This is a genomic window from Leptospira kirschneri serovar Cynopteri str. 3522 CT (genome assembly GCF_000243695.2).
GTDB lineage: Bacteria > Spirochaetota > Leptospiria > Leptospirales > Leptospiraceae > Leptospira > Leptospira kirschneri.
The window spans coordinates 45,021-60,862 of sequence record NZ_AHMN02000006.1; the positions used below are offsets into that span (position 1 = coordinate 45,021).

The following is a 15,842-nucleotide window of genomic DNA, read 5'->3' on the forward strand; positions in this document are numbered from 1 at the left end:
GCCTCATTCTATTACTGTTACAATCTCAGTATGATCAAACAGAAAAGATGATTTCATTTTATATCCGATAAAGAGGGAAAAGTAGAAGATCTTACTCATCCCTATAAAAATGAGCGTCTATAAATAAGAACTCATATTTCTAAAAAAATTTTACAAACTCATCTTAGATTAAGAATTCATTAAATGTAAAATCTGTAAACCTCGCAAGGTCAAAAGCGGATCGATCTTATCAAAAATACCAGGATGAGCGGCATCGATTACGGTTACTAAGCCACCGGTCCCAATGACTTGATAATCCTGTCCTTTATCTTTTTTGATTTCACGAATAATTCCTTCCAAAAGACCGATCCATCCAAAAAAGAATCCTGCTTGAATCGACTCGATCGTAGAATCTCCTAAAATTTTTCCAGGAGACTGAAATACAATCGGAGGAAGTTGAGAAGTATTTCTTGTCAACGCGTCCATAGAAACTTTTAAACCAGGAGCGATTACTCCTCCTAAATACTCTGGTTTTTCGTTCACCACACAAAACGTGGTCGCGGTTCCTAAATCGATAATGATAGATTTACCCGGAAAATCGATCGCACAGGTCGCAGCGTTTACAAGTCTATCGGCTCCGATTTCATAAGGTCTTGGATAAGAAATGGAAAAAGGCAGTTTCATTTGATAATGAACTCGAATCGCCTCTATCTTAAACCAATCTTGAAACATTCTATCTAAGATAGGATTTAAAGTAGGTACGACGCTGGAATAAATCCCGCCGGTGATCATTTCGTTTTCGATTTTGAATTCTCTTAAAAATCCTCTGAAGAACAAACCCAGTTCATCGGACGTTCTATCTTTTCTAGTTACGGTTCGTTTGTGAAAGAGAGGGATCTTGTTTCCATTTTCAAAAATTCCAAAAACGGTGTTCGTATTGCCTACATCTACTACTAAAAGCATTTTAGTTTAGAGAATGGAAATCCTCCGGACTGTCAATGAAATCCAACCTAGTTCCGGAAGGAGTTTTTAAAATTAAGGAACCGTTTTCACTCAATCCTTCTAAGATCCCAGTCTGTAATTGTCCGTCTTCTTTATAACGAACGGATTGCCCTTTCCAGAGAAGTAATTCGTTTAACAAAATCAGTTCTTTTTTTCTTCCTTCTGGATCTTTCCAAAGAAGAATCGATTCGTTTAAAAAAGGAATTAACTTTTCCAAGATTTCATTTTTTTTACCCGCACGATTTGGGTTCGTATTTAAAAAACCCGCATCGGTAAGATGAGCTGGAATCGATTCGTTTTTCCCGTATAGATTCAGGCCAACTCCAATGATTAAAGTCATAAAAGAACCTTCGATTTCAGACTCTATTAGAATTCCTGCAACTTTTTTGTTGCCTCTATATAAATCGTTCGGCCATTTAATTTTGATTTCGCGAGTTAGTTCAGGATATACAGAAAGAATGGTTTTACAAACTGCAGTTCCTATAAAAAGAGAAAGCCCCGGTCCTGCATCAAAATTCTCCAAACCAATTTTTCCAGAAAAGATCAAAGATTCTTCGCCAAAAACTTCCCAGGTTCGGTCCTTCCTTCCCCTTCCAGCGGTTTGTTCTTCCGCTACAATCCAAGTCCCATGAGGAAATTCCTTACCTTTGATAACGGTGTTTGTAGAAGTTACGGAATCCAAAAAAATTCCTTTTTCAGGCTGAAGTAATACATTCTGCATGGCCAATACCTTTGTAGTAGCTTTGGATTGCGCAAGTAGAAAATCACTCTTATTTAAATCGTTATCTACGAAATGATAATTAACGTGAGCAGAGCATTAGAAAATGAGAAAGAATTTTCTAAAAATGGTAGTTCCCACAGTTTAGTATTTACGGTAATTTCAAGGTTTTGTAAGAGTTCCCACATCCATTTTTTCGCGGTAAAACAAAATTTTAAGGAACAGATTCCTTATACCGAACTCACGTTAATTAGGTTGAAAACTTTGATTCTTTTTTCGTCTCGATTTTAAAACACAGATTTTTTAAACACAAACGATTAGAGATAAATGTATTTCTAAAACCTTGAAGAATACTTTTCAATGAACTGATTTTAGTTGAATCCAAATCTATTTATAAATCAAGAGTTCCTATTGAATCGAAAATAACAATCAATTGTTTAAAATTCCATTTCAAACGCGATCCATAGAGAGCCATAACCAACCCCACAAGTTGAAAGAAGATTTTAGAATTAGAATAACTCAACACAACGCTCTCTATGAATCGCGTTGTGGGTTGGGAACTCAGTTTTACAGAGGATTTGTCGTAATTCCGACAGATCTATATTGAAATCTAAATACTTGTGGGGTTGGTTATGGTAGAGAGCGTTTTGCTAAAGTTTCCCCGCATCCGATCCCTTTCGCGTTAACTTACGTTATCTTATTTCTATTTCATGAAAACGGTCAATTGAAGCAGTTTTGTTAATCGCCACTATGGAATTTTTCAACAATTCTATTTCCTAAGTTGATTTTTTCTAAACCTGTCTCAAAAACATTAAAAGAAAATTATAATCATTTTAGTAAATTCATTATAAAACGTGGTAGTTCCCACAAAAACGGTCATGGCGATTTACGAACATCCGAACAGTTTTTCATAATTCTTAAACCCTCTAGGAGTTCCTAGAATCTTGTGAACTAAAACAACATTATTCTACGGATTGCATTGATTTCTCAACTTAGTAGAGAAACATTCTACCGAGTTCAATTTGATCCCTTACATCCGTCCAAAGTACACCATTGTCAAAATATAAACGTCGATCATAAATGATCTGAGGCCGAGTCTTCAGGATTGTTTGATCCTCCGCATGAATCTTGTCTTGCCAAATCCAATAGTTTTTATTCTCAGTCAAAGAAACCTACATCGCGTCATTTCGCTTACTTGAATTCAATATGAGCTTTTCAAAATTTTCAAACCGGTTCTAAGTTTTGGAACAGATTCTTCTGGGAGTTCCCACATCTTAAGTTTCACTATAAGATCTCAAAGTTTGCAGCAGTGCCAAAATTAACGTTTTGAATCTTGATTGAAATATCTCTTCGCCGCTATTGTTTTAAAACACTTAGTAAAAAAAATAACGACGAAGAGAAATTCATTCATTAGAATATTCTAAAAAATGAATTAACCTTTATATCTTTCAATCAGCATGGAACCAGCAATTCCACCGTGAGCACAAGCGGTAATCAGCACTTTATTAGCGGAAGAATCTTCTTTTAAATCCATAATCGCGTTTGCAATCAAACGAATACCGGTTGCACCAAACGGATGACCGATCGCGATAGAACCGCCGTTCGGATTGATCTTCTTAGCATCAAAAGATTTTTCCCAATCCCAACCAGTATCCATTTTGATTTGTTCAAGAGCACCAACCGCGGTTGCGGCAAAAGCCTCATGAATTTCAACGTAGTCAACGTCTTGGATCTTAATTCCAGTTTCATCTAACAAAGCTTTGGTGGCAACAGCCTGTCCGATACCCATGTTGTTCGGATGAACTCCTTTCATATACCATCCGGAAACCACCGCTTCAATCGTAAGACCAAGTTCTTTTGCTTTTTCAACGGTGGTAACGATCACACCCGCGGCTCCATCGGAACGAGGACTTGCGTTGAAAATGGAAACCGTAGGACCATGAGATTTTTTAAGATCTTTGGAATACTTAGTTTTAAATTCTTCAAACTTCATACCAGGATTATCGAACATAAGCATCGCTCTTCCCATACGAGTCGGGTTTTCTACCAAACCTTCACGTAGACCAACCGCTTCGTCGATCGTAAGTTCGTTTCCTTCATCGTCTTTCATAGGAATGATGTACGGAGAGTATTTACCTGCTTTAGAAGCTTCTAATGCTCTTTTGAAAGACTCAAACGCAAGTTTATCTTGGATCTCACGGGAAAGACCATAATTCTGAGCAACGATTTCCGCAGTCACCTGCATACCGTAAGAAGTTTCTCCGTCTCCAAGACCATCTTCCAAAGTATCTCTAAGCTCAACTCCCTCGGGAAGATTGTCCGGAAGAAGTTTTTTCAATTTATCCAGAGATCCAGCCTTTTTGTTCAAACGGGCGTTTTTAACAACAAAAGGCATGGAAGTTTGAGATTCCTCTCCGATCGCGAGGAAAACTTCTCCTTCACCTAACACGATTCTACGAGCCGCTTCCGCAACCGCTTCCATACCGGAAACACAATTGTTCGCAACAGTGATACAAGCGATTTCATCCCTCATTCCGACCAGATTTGCGATCACTCTCGCGGAATTAGGAGCGTTGCTAAATCCTTCTCCGACTACAACTCCGTCGATTTGAGACGGTTTTAGTTTGCTTTTAGCAAGAATATCTTCTGCGACTATTTTTCCCAGATGATGTCCGGGATAAGGTCCGAGAGCTTTCGCGATCTGAGCAAAAGGAGTTCTTCTTGGTGTACAAATTGCCAAAGGTTTTGTTAATTTCATTTTTTTTCTCCAAACTTCAAATTCTTAAACATAAATTCATTTTTTAGAATATTCAAAATTTTCTACATACTCTCCTACTAATTTTTGAAACTCATCAGGAGCTTTTTTGGGTCGAGACTTTGTAAGAGAAACCACCAACTGTTCGTCCTGAACTGCAAAGTATCTTAAACCGGTTTCAATGTCAGTAACCTCGTGCCTCATATAACTTCGAATCTTTTCAAAGGAATGAATCCAAGTACTTACTTTGATCTTTCTTCCCGCAGGAACCGGATGAAAAAATTGAAATACACCGCCCATAAAAAATAGAGTTGTATCCATTTCTACAAAACGGTCCAGGGTCAAACCGGTTTCTGAGGAAAAAAACCATCTAGAATCTTCCACGATTCTCCAAAGATAAGCCGGATTATATTCTCCAAATATATTTCTCTCGCTGTAGAGAGTGATCATGGAAGTATCCACTGTTTTACAAGTTCCTCTAAAATCAGGAATCTGTGGAAATTGATCAAAACCGCTCATCTCCGTTTTCTCTAAAGGAAGAAGATCCATTGGACTTCCGTCTTTTTCCGAAAAGGTAAGAGTTTTAATCTCCGCCGCAATCGTTCCAGTATCCGATAAAACTTTCTGATCCCAAAAAATCTTACCATCTTTCAGAGGAAAAGCTTTCGTTTCCGTTTTTAAACAGGCCCCTTCCATCTGCTGAGCCAGAAATCGAATCTGAGACTCCAAAGGATGAATTTTGATCCCTTGAGATAGAATCTCCCGGATCGAAAAACCGTTCTTTTCGAGAGTTCGAAATCTTCCTTCCAGACAAAAATTCTCATAAGTCCTACTGGTAACGTGTCTCTGAGTATCCAAATCGGAAATCCGGGTCACGAGTTGGATTTCATCCGCGATCATATCGGCCTCCGTATTCTTTAGGAGATTCTGACCCTATTTTGCGACCCGTAGGGAGCGAAATAGCGAAATGGAGCGAAATGGCATTCCCTCACATTTGCCTTTGGGGAGATTCTGACCCTAGTTTAGACGAAGCCAAATTTAGATCAAACAAAAAAAACAGAACGTTCGTTCTGTTTTTTTACACCAATCATTCAAAGTCATTGACAGAAGATTTTTCCGATGGAAAAATGAACCTTAAGAAATCAGTTACGTTCCACTATGAAAACTCAATCGCGTAAAAAGAAAGAATCCGGAACGGGAGTTCGGGAAAGAATTTTAGATACCGCTACCTCTCTTTTTTACAAACAAGGTTTTTCCAATACGGGTATGAGGCAAATCATTCAGGAATCCAATTCCGTTGCTGCAAGTCTCTACGACCACTATCCTTCTAAAAAAGAATTGGGACTTGCGTATCTCGCGCGTCAGGAAGAAAAAACTCTCAGCGATCTTCAAGGTTTGATGGATCGTTATCCAGACCTAGGAGAATTTTTGAGAGCCTGGGTGATTCTCAAAGAAAAACAAATCCGTCACGGAGAATTTGTAGGTTGTCCTTTTGCTGGTTTTGCAAGTCAGGTTATGGATTCCGATCCTGAATATACTGAATTTTTAAAAGACATTGTAAACAAATGGATTCGTATGATCAGTGATTATCTACAAAAGGTAATCGGATCGGGACAACTTAAAAGAAACATGGACATTCAATATGTGGCCAGAAGAATTTTAATGGCCTATCACGGTTCCATTACGATGTGGAGAATGACTCAGGAACTTCGTTTTATTCGAGAGATGGACGATTCTCTTCGTGAAATCGTGGAAGAATATAGAATTCTTTAATATACTTTAAATAAATTTCGTAAAAACTTTCCTTTTAAAGTTTTATAAATAGAAAAATCTTTATCTATACTGATAATTTGTTCTATTTTTTCTCTTTCAGCGATACACATCAATGAAGCATCCGCTAAATCCATTGGTAAATTTGAATATTTTTTCATTCGATTTTCTATATAACCAATGTCTTTTAAACTAAGATCTAAAATCTGAATTCCTCCCCTTTCTATCCATTCCAAAAAATCAGATTGAACCTCTATCGAAAACGAAAGTAAATAAATAACTTCGGTTACAACGGCCCAAGTTGAAAATAAAGAACCCTTATAAGATTTGATAAAGTTGTAAATGGATCGGTGAAATTTATCTTTAGAATTAAATAAAGCAACAATCGGACCAGAATCAATTAAGGCTACGTTTTGCATGTTTTCCTTGGATTGACTGACGTAGATATTTTTTACGATTTTGCGATAGATCAGAAATGTCCGTGGAATGTTTCCCAAATAAATCTTCACCTAATTCAAAAGGTGTTTTGATATTTTCATGATTTTTAATATATTCTATTATAGATTCCTTAACAATTTCTGAACGACTTTTACCTTCAGACCTAGCAAACGTATCTAACTTCCTTTCCAATTCAGGCGGCAACCTCAGACTAATCATAATTTAAATGTATCACAAATTAGTATTACAATCAAGGAATTTATTTCGATAAATTCTGATAGATACGTAAATATTTTTTACATCTTATTGTTCATTGGAACTAGGTATGATTAAATCAATAATAGAGTTGTTGAAAAATTAATTCTCCATCTGTTTCTATTTTATGCAAATCGGCAATTGAAGCAGTTTTGTTAATCGCCACTATGGAATTTTTCAACAACTCTAATATATTCTTTAAATAGATCGAAGGTTCCGGAATAATCTCTAAGTTTTAAAATTTTTCCAAAATATTTGAATCAATTATTTCAGTAAATATTTATTGATCAGGTATAAAAAAGGGATTGGCACATTAAGAATTGAAGATACCAACACTAACATTTGACTGCTACCATCGTTTGACGGGTGATAAATATCATAGATAAAATTACCCATAAATAAACAATCTATCATCAATATTGGATACAGAAATGATAATTTGGTGTACCATTTATCAAACACATTCAATTTTACAAATATTAGAAGTATTATGGATGGAAAGTAAAACGGCAAAAGTAAAAAACTAAATCAAATTGCTTCAAGTTTCGAAGTAATAACAAATGTGACTATCAAAATTAGTATTTGAGATAATAGAGATAAAACTAAAAATTGAATCATATTTGATCTCGTAAAATATTTGCTGAACGAATATCTACTTAACACATTTATACTTTGTTATTACCTAAAAACATATTTAAATACCTACTGTTTTTATTATATTGTTTAGGAAAAGTATTTTCAAATGGAAGTTTAAGAAATTGCCTTTATTTTTCCTTTCTAAGGAATTCAAGAAAAAGGGCTTTTTTATAATTTTAGAACATGTAAAAACTTTCCTTTTAAAGTTTTATAAAAAGAAAAATCCTTATCTATACTGATAATTCGTTTTTCAAGTAACCGATTCAAAATAAAAACGAATTTTTCATTATGAAAAACAAAATTTTACTCTCGATTATTGTACTATGTTTTGGATTTATTGGCTGTTTAAAGGCAAATGGAGATTCAAATCAGACGAACTCTAAAGGAGGAATGATGAATTACGAAATCAACAAATCTGATGAGGATTGGAAAAACGAACTCACTCCGGAACAGTATAAAATTTTAAGACAAAAGGGAACCGAGATGGCTTTTACCGGAGCCCTGTATAAAAATCAAGACAAAGGCAAGTATGTTTGTGCGGCCTGCGGCGCCGTTTTATTTTCTTCCGATACTAAGTATGAATCCGGTTCCGGTTGGCCTTCTTTTTATCAGCCCGTTAAAGAAGGAGTAGTCGACAAACAAAAGGATAGCAGCTATGGAATGGAAAGAACGGAAATTCTTTGTTCTAAGTGTGGAGGACATCTAGGTCACGTTTTCAATGATGGACCAAGACCTACTGGATTGCGTTATTGTATCAATTCCGCTTCTTTAAAGTTTCAAAAAGAATAAAATCAATATAACTTCTTTAGATTTCTCGGAAAAGTTCCTACTTTCTTTTTTTGATTTTCAAGTTGTGGTGATACGGAAAATCATACCTAAATCCGGATGAGCAACTTCATGAATGATCACCTCGCCTATGTTTCCGACAATCGTTCCGTTCGTAATCCAATTCTTCAATTTTTAGCAGAGAAATGGTATACGGTTCTTTATTTTTGGCATTCAATCATTGGAATTTTCATTCAATTAGAAGATTCTCCGGAAGGTGATAAACGTCCTGTCGTTTTGGTCCCCGGATTTTTAGGTAGAACCCTTTCTTGGAAATCGATGTATAAACACCTTTCCGCAAATGGACATCCTGTATATACGGTTCCTCTCGGATTTCAAGTAGGTAATATCCGAAAAAAAAGTAAACTTTTAGAAACGTTTCTAATCGAAAAGAATATCCAGAATTGTTATATCGTCGGTCACTCGACCGGAGGTTTGATCGCAGCGGGCCTTACTTACAAAGGAAGAGATAGAGTTAAAAAACTTTTTATCACAGGAACTCCTGTAAAAGGAACCTATCTGGCTTATTTTACTCCTATATTTATTTCTAGCTGGCAGTCTATGCCTGATTCTAAGTTTATCCAGGAGATCGGCGAAGTATTTGAAAAGTTGCCTAACGTTCAATCCGTTTTTACGAGAAAAGATCAGTTTATTCTCCCTTCCGAAAATTCTCGCTTAGGTCATTTTGACGACGTGGAATTTCCAGAAGCGGGACATTTCAATCTTTTTATGGGTCCCTTAGGTATAGAATGTCTTTTCGATTTGATCACAGCGGAAGAAAACAAAGACCCTAAACCGATCATTAGAAAAGTAGAATCTTCTAAAGTAGACCAGAAAACGATCGAATCATCTATTACTGATTCCAAACCTCTTACCGTTGTCGCCAAAAAAACAAACTTTAAAACAACTGATTCAAAAAAGAAAGCAAAATCAAAACAAATCCTTAAGAAAAAGTCGACCCCCGCAAAGAAAAAAAAGGGAAAATAACATTCTTATTTTAGAATATAAAAAAATCCGAACATACTCTTTTATAATATTGAGTATAATTGCCCATTTTCAAAAGAGTTTTTGAAAAATTCCATAGTATGGATTCACAAAACTGCTTCAGTTGACCGTTTCAATACAACGAAAACAGATTCATTTTTCTGAAAAAAATTGGAATTTGAACTTTACAGATCGATTCTTTAAATGTAGAGACTATTACAAATTACGATTTTACAGATCAATTCTTTAAATGTGGGAACTATTACAAATTACGATTTGACAGATCAATTCTTTAAATGTGGGAACTATTACAAATTACGATTTGACAGTTCAATCCTAAAAATGTGGGAACTATTACAAATTACAATTTTACAGATCAATTCTTTAAATGTGGGAACTATTACAAATTACGATTTGACAGTTCAATCCTAAAAATGTGGGAACTATTACAAATTACAATTTTACAGATCAATTCTTTAAATGTAGGGGCTATTACAAATTACGATTTTACAGTTCAATCCTGAAAATGTGGGAGCTATTACTTTTAAAAAATTTTTTTCCGTTTTCTTACGCCGAATTCATGTTATTGAATTCTAAAAGTTAAAAAATTTTTTCCAAATTTTCTAGTTTCAAAACCGGACCAATCTGGATTTATAGGGGATTGAATAAAAACGGCTACAGTAGTTTCTTCACCTAACAAAAAATCAGAAATGGTCCGAATTTTTTCGCCTTTCTTATCCCAAAAAGAATAAGGAGGATCTAAAAAAAAGATTCTAGAAATTTCGGGAATATCGAGTTTATCATAAAAACGGAATACATCCTTTCTGTAAACTTGACAGTTATCTCCAAATTTAGAGAAAAGTTTTCTAAGGTAATCTGACCTTTCCCAAGCCAATTCGTACAAAACAATTCTTGCAAATCCTCGACTCACCGCCTCCAGACCCATCTGTCCCGAACCCGCAAAAAAATCTACAAACGCGGATTCTTCCTGTATCAATCTACCCTTTAAAACCAGAGAACCGATCATATCAAAAACAGATTTTTTTAATATTGCAGGGGTAAAGTTAGTGTTTCCCGCAATCGCGGGAGGAGTTTCGATCGATTTGCCTTTAAACTTTCCAGTTTGTACTTTGAGTATCTTCAAGTTTGTGGTTCCAAATTCTTTAAGTTTAACAAGAATTTGTTTTGCTTCGGAAAAATTTCCAGCTTCGTATAAAATACACGCGTAAGTATATAACCCCTCCGCATAACGTATAGAAGACGAACCTTTTTCGGTAAAAATTTTTCCCCAATAGATTCCGGATGATTCGTCTCCCAATACCAGACAACGTTCCAAAAATAAAAACACAGAATTGTAAAAAATTCCGGGATGTGATTCCTTCTTCTCATAAATACTTCTCAGAGTTTTATCAATTTCTTCTGGATCTTTTTCGGAAGCGGTATATAAAAGTAGAATTTTATAATCTACTTCTTCCCTACGCAACGCAACCCTAGAAACCTTTACTAAAGTATCATAATTTCCTTTTTTGTAAAAATCATATACGTCGCTGAAGTCGGTAGAAAAAACCCTTTGAGAAAAAAATAGTAAGGGTACAAATACGAACCCGCAAAGCCGGTTTTTTACAAATCGCCAAACCGGCCGGGTATTTTTCAAAGTTCGATCACTGCAGAGGAGCCACACATAGGACAAATCGGCCCTTCAGGTCCATAGTCTTCCGCTTCATAAGCGTCCTCTTCCCAACGATGATCACAATCTTCACAGGCAAACGTTAACACCTCTTCGCCGGTAACATCTTCATCGTAATCAGTCTCAACTTCAAAATCTTCGTCAAAATCGTAATTGTAAGGCATAGAAATCCACGGAATCAGGGGAGTCCTCTATGTCAAGTTTTAGGGAATTAAAAAATACGTGAACCCAGAATGGGCCTGTAAAAAATCGACGAAAGTATGTTGTATCAATCCGGTCTGAAAAGTTACAAAAAGAAAACCAGTTATAAACCTTATATTTTTATCGCTCTTTTGCTGATTTTAAGTGGGACTGGATTTTTTTTTCGTCAAGGCATTAAAAATCTATTTGCGGGTGATAGAAAAATTCTTCTCGAAAAAGAGAGAAAAAACATTCAACAACAAATTCGTTCCGGAGTTCTGGAAGAAGGTTCTGTAAAAAATTTTCAAAACGCCGCCAAAGACTACGTTCACGCCAATCCTTCTGACGAATTAGGATATTTTTATATCGCATTAGGAAATTATAATTCGTTTTTACTCAACGGATTTTCATTCGATTCTGGAACTCTAATCAAACTCGCCTACTCCGGGTTTAACGACTTCCTCAAAGAAGACGGATCGTATCTCCCCATTTTAGAAGAGATGTACCGCAACGCACTTCGCGCAAAAGCAATCGATCCCTCTATGAACGAAAATCCAGACAACGAAGTGATGATTGCTTTTGGAGAAACGGTTAAACAACATCTTTCCAGAAAATCTCTCACACAACTTTTGAATTCTATTCCATACGATAAAATCAGCTCCGAATTCAAAACGGCTTATATCTGGATTTCTATTTTAGGAGCATCTCTTTCGGGAGACACAGATTTTTTAAAACGAAATTTGGCAAGTACAGAGTCTAGCCAATCGATTCTTCTCACAGAAAGAGAGGCAAACTTTTTGACCGGACTTTCCGAATTCCGTGCGGGCCAATATGTTTCTTCACTCAATTTGATCCGTAAGGTCAGAAACGAAAACGAAGATTTTATCACAACCGGATCCTGGATTTTAGAGGCGAAAATTTTCAGACTTCAAAATCTACATTCTAAATCGATCTCGATCTTAGAGGAGTTGTATCCAAAATCAGAAGATAGAAGAGAAGAGATCCTAAAACTGGTAAAAGAAATTATAGAGGAAAAGCCTACTCTCAAAACAAAACTCAACTTGGAATCGACTGCCACAAATCAGTAAAGATTCCTCAAAATTTTGATCGAATGTTAAACGAAGTGAAATTATTTTCTCTCCAAAAAATCTTAAAAAAAATTTTCCGAATCGTTTTTGCATTTTTACTTTTTCACTGCGGACTAAAACCGGTTCCTCCTCCCGAAGGTAAGTTCTGCGACGTTTGGCACAAACCAATAGAATGTATAGAATTGGATTTCAGAAATGGAATCGGAAATCTAGGCCAAGGAATTTTTCCGATGCGCATGAAAAGTATAGTTTTATATAACATCGAAATCGAAAACCAGCAAAACGTTTCCGTAGAAGTACTTCACGAACATAGAGTAAGAATTACTTTTCCCGGAAAAGAACCCAGACTTTATCTGAAGATCAAAGACAAACGAGATCGTGTAAAAAAATGGGAAAAAGCAAAAGAAGAATGGAACGAATTTTTTAAATCGAACGATACTCCTTAGATAAATTATAATTTTTATAATACTTAAATATTATAGTTCCACAAAATCATTATACAAGTAATATAAAGAATCACTTTTAACGTAAATCCGTTTTAAGAATTTGTATAGATATAAACAATTCTTGATATTCATCAACGCTTAAGTAACTTTAAATTTTATAAGATTTTTATAATAAATAAAAATTTACATTTCTTAGGGGCCATAAATTTTACCTTATAAAATTCTAAAATAGAATCTCTAAAAAATGAAAAGTTATAATAAAATATTTTTTATGGTTAAAAGATTATTTTATAATATTAAAAATTCTTTTTGAGAAGTTTTCTAATACTAGGACGGCCTCTTAAATAAAAATTCGACAAGTAAACAGAAAACAGATTTAAAATTTTCGATTCTCGTTCATTCTATAGAAAAATTATTTACCGATCGAAACAAATTCGTATAATCAAAACGATGGCACCACAAAAAATTTCCACAACAACCAAACCTAATTATTTGGTTTCCATCGTAGAGGATAACTCTCACGCCGCGCTCAATCTTCAAGAACTTCTTTCTAAATCTAACGAATTTAAATTTTTAGAACACTATTCAAATTCCCACAAAGCAATCGAACAAATCCCTTTCAATACACCGGATATAGTAATTTTGGATATAGGACTTCCAGAAAAGAACGGATTAGAATGTTTGAAAGAACTCAAAGAAAAAACACCTAACACTAAATATGTGATATTTACGGTTTTTGAAGACGAAGAAAAAATTGTAGAAGCAATCCAAGCAGGAGCATCCGGTTATCTTTTAAAGGATACTTCTCCGGAACTGTTTTTGGCGGAACTCAAAGTAATCGTATTAGGAGGAGCTCCTCTTACTCCTAGAATTGCGGATAAGATCATTCGAGAATTCACCAAAAAAGAAGAATCTAAAAATCAACCGGTTCAAAATACTTTAGGGCTTACAAAAAGAAAACTTCAAATTCTCAATTTTATCGCGCTTGGAATGACCGTTTCCGACATCGCTGACGAATTAGATATATCCAGCCATACCGTCAGCAGACATATCGAAAAGATTTATAAAAAAATGGAAGTTCACTCCAAATCAGAGGCAATCATACGCGGAAGAAGGATGGGGATCATTCAAGACATTCCCGGATATCCTTAATGTTTTGCATAAAAACATTTGTATATTTTAATTTCCTTATATTATTTTCATTTTTTACCGATTGTTCTTTTCCTTCGTTTTTTCAACAAGCCCCAATCGCGGAACAAGGTGTAATTGATCTTCGAAAATTTAATCTGGAAAAAAATATCATCCAACTGAATGGTAATTGGGAATTCTATTGGAAAGAACTATCCCACGGAAACTTTACGACCAACAAAACTACTTCTTACTTTCCGGTTCCAGGAATTTGGAAAAACTATGATCCGAACTTCACTCCGGAAGGTTATGCGACTTATCGCCTGCGCGTGTTATGCGAATGTACAAATAAAAATTTAAAAATCAGAGTTCCTAGGCTTCCGGGTGTCTACGAAGTCTATCTAGACGATCAAAGAGTATATTCAAACGGTTTTGCGGGAACAAATTCTGTAGAAACCTTGTTTTTAACTCATCCTTTAATTACAAATGTTCCCGTATCCTCTGGAGATTTTTACATCACGGTAAACGTTTCTACTTTCAAAGGTAATTATCTTAAAGGAGGAATTAGAAAACCTTTTTTGATTGGCAGCGGCGATACAATAGACTTCGATCAAAAAAAAGAAGAATGGAGAGAAATTGTTCTTATCGTTGTTATTTTTTCTTTCGGAATTTATCATATTATATTCTTTTTTTCTTATAGACAAGATTCAATTCCTCTCTACTTTTCAGTTTTTTGTTTTTTAGTTTCCGGATATTCGTTTATTACTTCGGAATTTCAATTTACGGCTCTCTCCGGTCTTTCCTTAGATATGAGGGCACGAATCAAATTTTTTTGCGAAGTTGCGTTTTTTCCCACTTCTTTTTGGATGTTACAAAAAATGTTTCCGGTTCAGTTTAATCGGAAATGGATCCAAATTTCTATCGGAACCAGCACCGTTTTCCTTTTAGGAATTTTTACATTCAACGAACATAATATAATCTCTTTTTATTCTTGGTTTATGTATTTCCCTCCATTTTATGCTTTGGTTTTAATTTTAGCAACGGCAACCGGCACATTTAAAACCAAGGAACTTCTTACGGGTTTTGTGTTTGCATTTACGATGATGAACGACGGAATCTACGGTTTATACGAAATTTACACCTTATATCCTTATAGTTTCCCTCTGGGAATTGTGGCCTTTGTCGCATTAAATTCTTATATTATATCTTCTAGATTTACGAAAGATTTAGAAAAAACAAAAGAATTTGTACGACTACAAATCAAATACAACGAACAATTAAAACTACAAGCTCAAGAAAGAGAGAGAATCGCCTCCGATATTCACGATTCCATCGGTTCTGAGTTGACTGCGATTCTTTTCGAATTGGAATCCAAAGACAAAAACGATCCTACATTGAAAAAACTCAAAACGGAAGTAAATCATCTTATCTCTAACGTAAGAGACATCGTTTTTTTAATGCATCACCGTGGAAACAATAAAGAACTCGTGGAAGACGTTATGTGCAGATACGCAGAAAGAATCAGTGGCACCGGAATTATAAACGTCACAACACAGATAAAAGAAGTTTCAAATTTGATTCATCTGGATCAATGCCTTCACGTTCAAAAAATTTTTCTGGAGGTTATGTCCAATATACTTAGACATTCCGAAGCACAAAATATTAGAATTTTTTGGTACAAAGAAGATAAAAATCTGGTTTTAAAAGTGTTCGACGACGGAAAAAAATTCGAAATCAATTTAGAAGAACCTTCGGGAATCGGAATGAACAACATTCAAATGAGATGTAAAAAGTTAGGAGCGAACTACAACTTCCATTCTATGGACTCTGAAAATTTATTTGAATTGAATATTCCAATTCACTAATGCAATAGTTTTCACATTCTAAGTTCGGAAACGAGTTCTTTCAAAATAATGGTTCCTACATTCTGAATTTTAGAAAAACCTTATAA

At 35.1% G+C, this 15,842-nt stretch carries 17 protein-coding genes and 1 pseudogene; 9 read left to right on the plus strand and 9 right to left on the minus strand.

The genetic code is table 11. From position 1 onward, the window contains the following. Positions 1 to 168: 168 nt before the first annotated feature. The gene (locus LEP1GSC049_RS217395) at positions 169 to 942 is read right to left on the minus strand and encodes a type III pantothenate kinase (RefSeq protein WP_000928025.1); all 774 of its coding nucleotides are present in this window, start codon (positions 940 to 942) and stop codon (positions 169 to 171) included. 1 nt (position 943) lies between these two features. Further along, complete coding sequence (locus tag LEP1GSC049_RS217390; RefSeq protein ID WP_004758540.1) at positions 944 to 1,702, minus strand: biotin--[acetyl-CoA-carboxylase] ligase; 759 nt, start codon at positions 1,700 to 1,702, stop codon at positions 944 to 946. 72 nt (positions 1,703 to 1,774) lie between these two features. On the opposite strand from LEP1GSC049_RS217390, the gene LEP1GSC049_RS0205670 reads away from it, so the two are divergent. Then, positions 1,775 to 1,990 carry a hypothetical protein gene (locus tag LEP1GSC049_RS0205670; protein ID WP_016747994.1) on the plus strand — a complete coding sequence of 72 codons (216 nt, stop codon included), beginning with the start codon at positions 1,775 to 1,777 and terminating at the stop codon, positions 1,988 to 1,990. Positions 1,991 to 3,131: 1,141 nt separating this feature from the next. Here the strand turns inward: LEP1GSC049_RS0205670 and LEP1GSC049_RS217385 are convergent. Next, positions 3,132 to 4,457 (minus strand): thiolase family protein, encoded by a 1,326-nt coding sequence (locus tag LEP1GSC049_RS217385; RefSeq protein WP_004750943.1) that lies wholly within the window; start codon positions 4,455 to 4,457, stop codon positions 3,132 to 3,134. A gap of 36 nt (positions 4,458 to 4,493) precedes the next feature. Continuing rightward, positions 4,494 to 5,354, minus strand: coding sequence for an acyl-CoA thioesterase (locus LEP1GSC049_RS217380; RefSeq protein ID WP_004751070.1), 861 nt, complete (start codon positions 5,352 to 5,354; stop codon positions 4,494 to 4,496). Positions 5,355 to 5,431: 77 nt separating this feature from the next. On the opposite strand from LEP1GSC049_RS217380, the gene LEP1GSC049_RS2000000226040 reads away from it, so the two are divergent. Continuing rightward, positions 5,432 to 5,632 carry a hypothetical protein gene (locus tag LEP1GSC049_RS2000000226040; protein WP_004760589.1) on the plus strand — a complete coding sequence of 67 codons (201 nt, stop codon included), beginning with the start codon at positions 5,432 to 5,434 and terminating at the stop codon, positions 5,630 to 5,632. Then, positions 5,613 to 6,227: a TetR/AcrR family transcriptional regulator gene (locus tag LEP1GSC049_RS217375; RefSeq protein ID WP_004758545.1), complete on the plus strand. Its 615-nt coding sequence runs from the start codon at positions 5,613 to 5,615 to the stop codon at positions 6,225 to 6,227. Before LEP1GSC049_RS2000000226040 ends, LEP1GSC049_RS217375 begins: the two co-directional genes overlap by 20 nt. Here the strand turns inward: LEP1GSC049_RS217375 and LEP1GSC049_RS217370 are convergent. Both LEP1GSC049_RS217370 and LEP1GSC049_RS217365 read right to left on the minus strand, forming a co-directional pair. Then, the gene (locus LEP1GSC049_RS217370) at positions 6,224 to 6,643 is read right to left on the minus strand and encodes a type II toxin-antitoxin system VapC family toxin (protein WP_016560668.1); all 420 of its coding nucleotides are present in this window, start codon (positions 6,641 to 6,643) and stop codon (positions 6,224 to 6,226) included. The two genes, LEP1GSC049_RS217375 and LEP1GSC049_RS217370, sit on opposite strands and share 4 nt — an antisense overlap. Continuing rightward, entirely contained in the window at positions 6,621 to 6,881 is a 261-nt protein-coding gene (locus LEP1GSC049_RS217365; RefSeq protein ID WP_016747997.1) for a ribbon-helix-helix protein, CopG family, read from the minus strand. The genes LEP1GSC049_RS217370 and LEP1GSC049_RS217365 overlap by 23 nt, the downstream gene beginning before the upstream one ends. Before the next feature lie 1,065 nt (positions 6,882 to 7,946). Between LEP1GSC049_RS217365 and msrB the strand changes: the two genes are divergently transcribed. Then, entirely contained in the window at positions 7,947 to 8,342 is a 396-nt protein-coding gene (gene msrB, locus LEP1GSC049_RS217360; protein WP_004751087.1) for a peptide-methionine (R)-S-oxide reductase MsrB, read from the plus strand. 108 nt (positions 8,343 to 8,450) lie between these two features. Beyond that, positions 8,451 to 9,365 carry an esterase/lipase family protein gene (locus tag LEP1GSC049_RS217355; protein WP_004751004.1) on the plus strand — a complete coding sequence of 305 codons (915 nt, stop codon included), beginning with the start codon at positions 8,451 to 8,453 and terminating at the stop codon, positions 9,363 to 9,365. A gap of 580 nt (positions 9,366 to 9,945) precedes the next feature. Here LEP1GSC049_RS217355 and LEP1GSC049_RS0205690 read toward each other — a convergent pair. The 3 genes and pseudogenes from LEP1GSC049_RS0205690 to LEP1GSC049_RS217350 all read right to left on the minus strand — a co-directional run bounded on the left by LEP1GSC049_RS0205690 (position 9,946) and on the right by LEP1GSC049_RS217350 (position 11,213). Next, positions 9,946 to 10,506, minus strand: coding sequence for an RsmD family RNA methyltransferase (locus tag LEP1GSC049_RS0205690; RefSeq protein WP_004758496.1), 561 nt, complete (start codon positions 10,504 to 10,506; stop codon positions 9,946 to 9,948). Continuing rightward, positions 10,486 to 11,016: pseudogene (locus LEP1GSC049_RS2000000227445) on the minus strand (RsmD family RNA methyltransferase); the annotation flags it as partial. The pseudogene LEP1GSC049_RS2000000227445 and the gene LEP1GSC049_RS0205690, both read right to left, overlap by 21 nt. Continuing rightward, positions 11,013 to 11,213, minus strand: coding sequence for a hypothetical protein (locus tag LEP1GSC049_RS217350; RefSeq protein ID WP_001146757.1), 201 nt, complete (start codon positions 11,211 to 11,213; stop codon positions 11,013 to 11,015). The pseudogene LEP1GSC049_RS2000000227445 and the gene LEP1GSC049_RS217350, both read right to left, overlap by 4 nt. Before the next feature lie 96 nt (positions 11,214 to 11,309). Between LEP1GSC049_RS217350 and LEP1GSC049_RS217345 the strand changes: the two genes are divergently transcribed. The 4 genes from LEP1GSC049_RS217345 to LEP1GSC049_RS217330 all read left to right on the plus strand — a co-directional run bounded on the left by LEP1GSC049_RS217345 (position 11,310) and on the right by LEP1GSC049_RS217330 (position 15,756). Beyond that, the gene (locus LEP1GSC049_RS217345) at positions 11,310 to 12,317 is read left to right on the plus strand and encodes a hypothetical protein (protein ID WP_004758497.1); all 1,008 of its coding nucleotides are present in this window, start codon (positions 11,310 to 11,312) and stop codon (positions 12,315 to 12,317) included. A 23-nt stretch (positions 12,318 to 12,340) separates the two neighbouring features. Then, positions 12,341 to 12,763, plus strand: a complete 423-nt coding sequence (locus tag LEP1GSC049_RS217340; RefSeq protein ID WP_004751151.1) for an LIC12806 family lipoprotein — start codon at positions 12,341 to 12,343, stop codon at positions 12,761 to 12,763. A 450-nt stretch (positions 12,764 to 13,213) separates the two neighbouring features. After that, a complete protein-coding gene (locus LEP1GSC049_RS217335; RefSeq protein WP_004760592.1) occupies positions 13,214 to 13,915 on the plus strand; it encodes a response regulator in 702 nt (233 codons plus the stop codon). Continuing rightward, on the plus strand, positions 13,915 to 15,756 hold the full coding sequence (locus LEP1GSC049_RS217330; RefSeq protein ID WP_004758587.1) for a sensor histidine kinase: 1,842 nt from the start codon (positions 13,915 to 13,917) through the stop codon (positions 15,754 to 15,756). The genes LEP1GSC049_RS217335 and LEP1GSC049_RS217330 overlap by 1 nt, the downstream gene beginning before the upstream one ends. Positions 15,757 to 15,842: the final 86 nt, after the last annotated feature.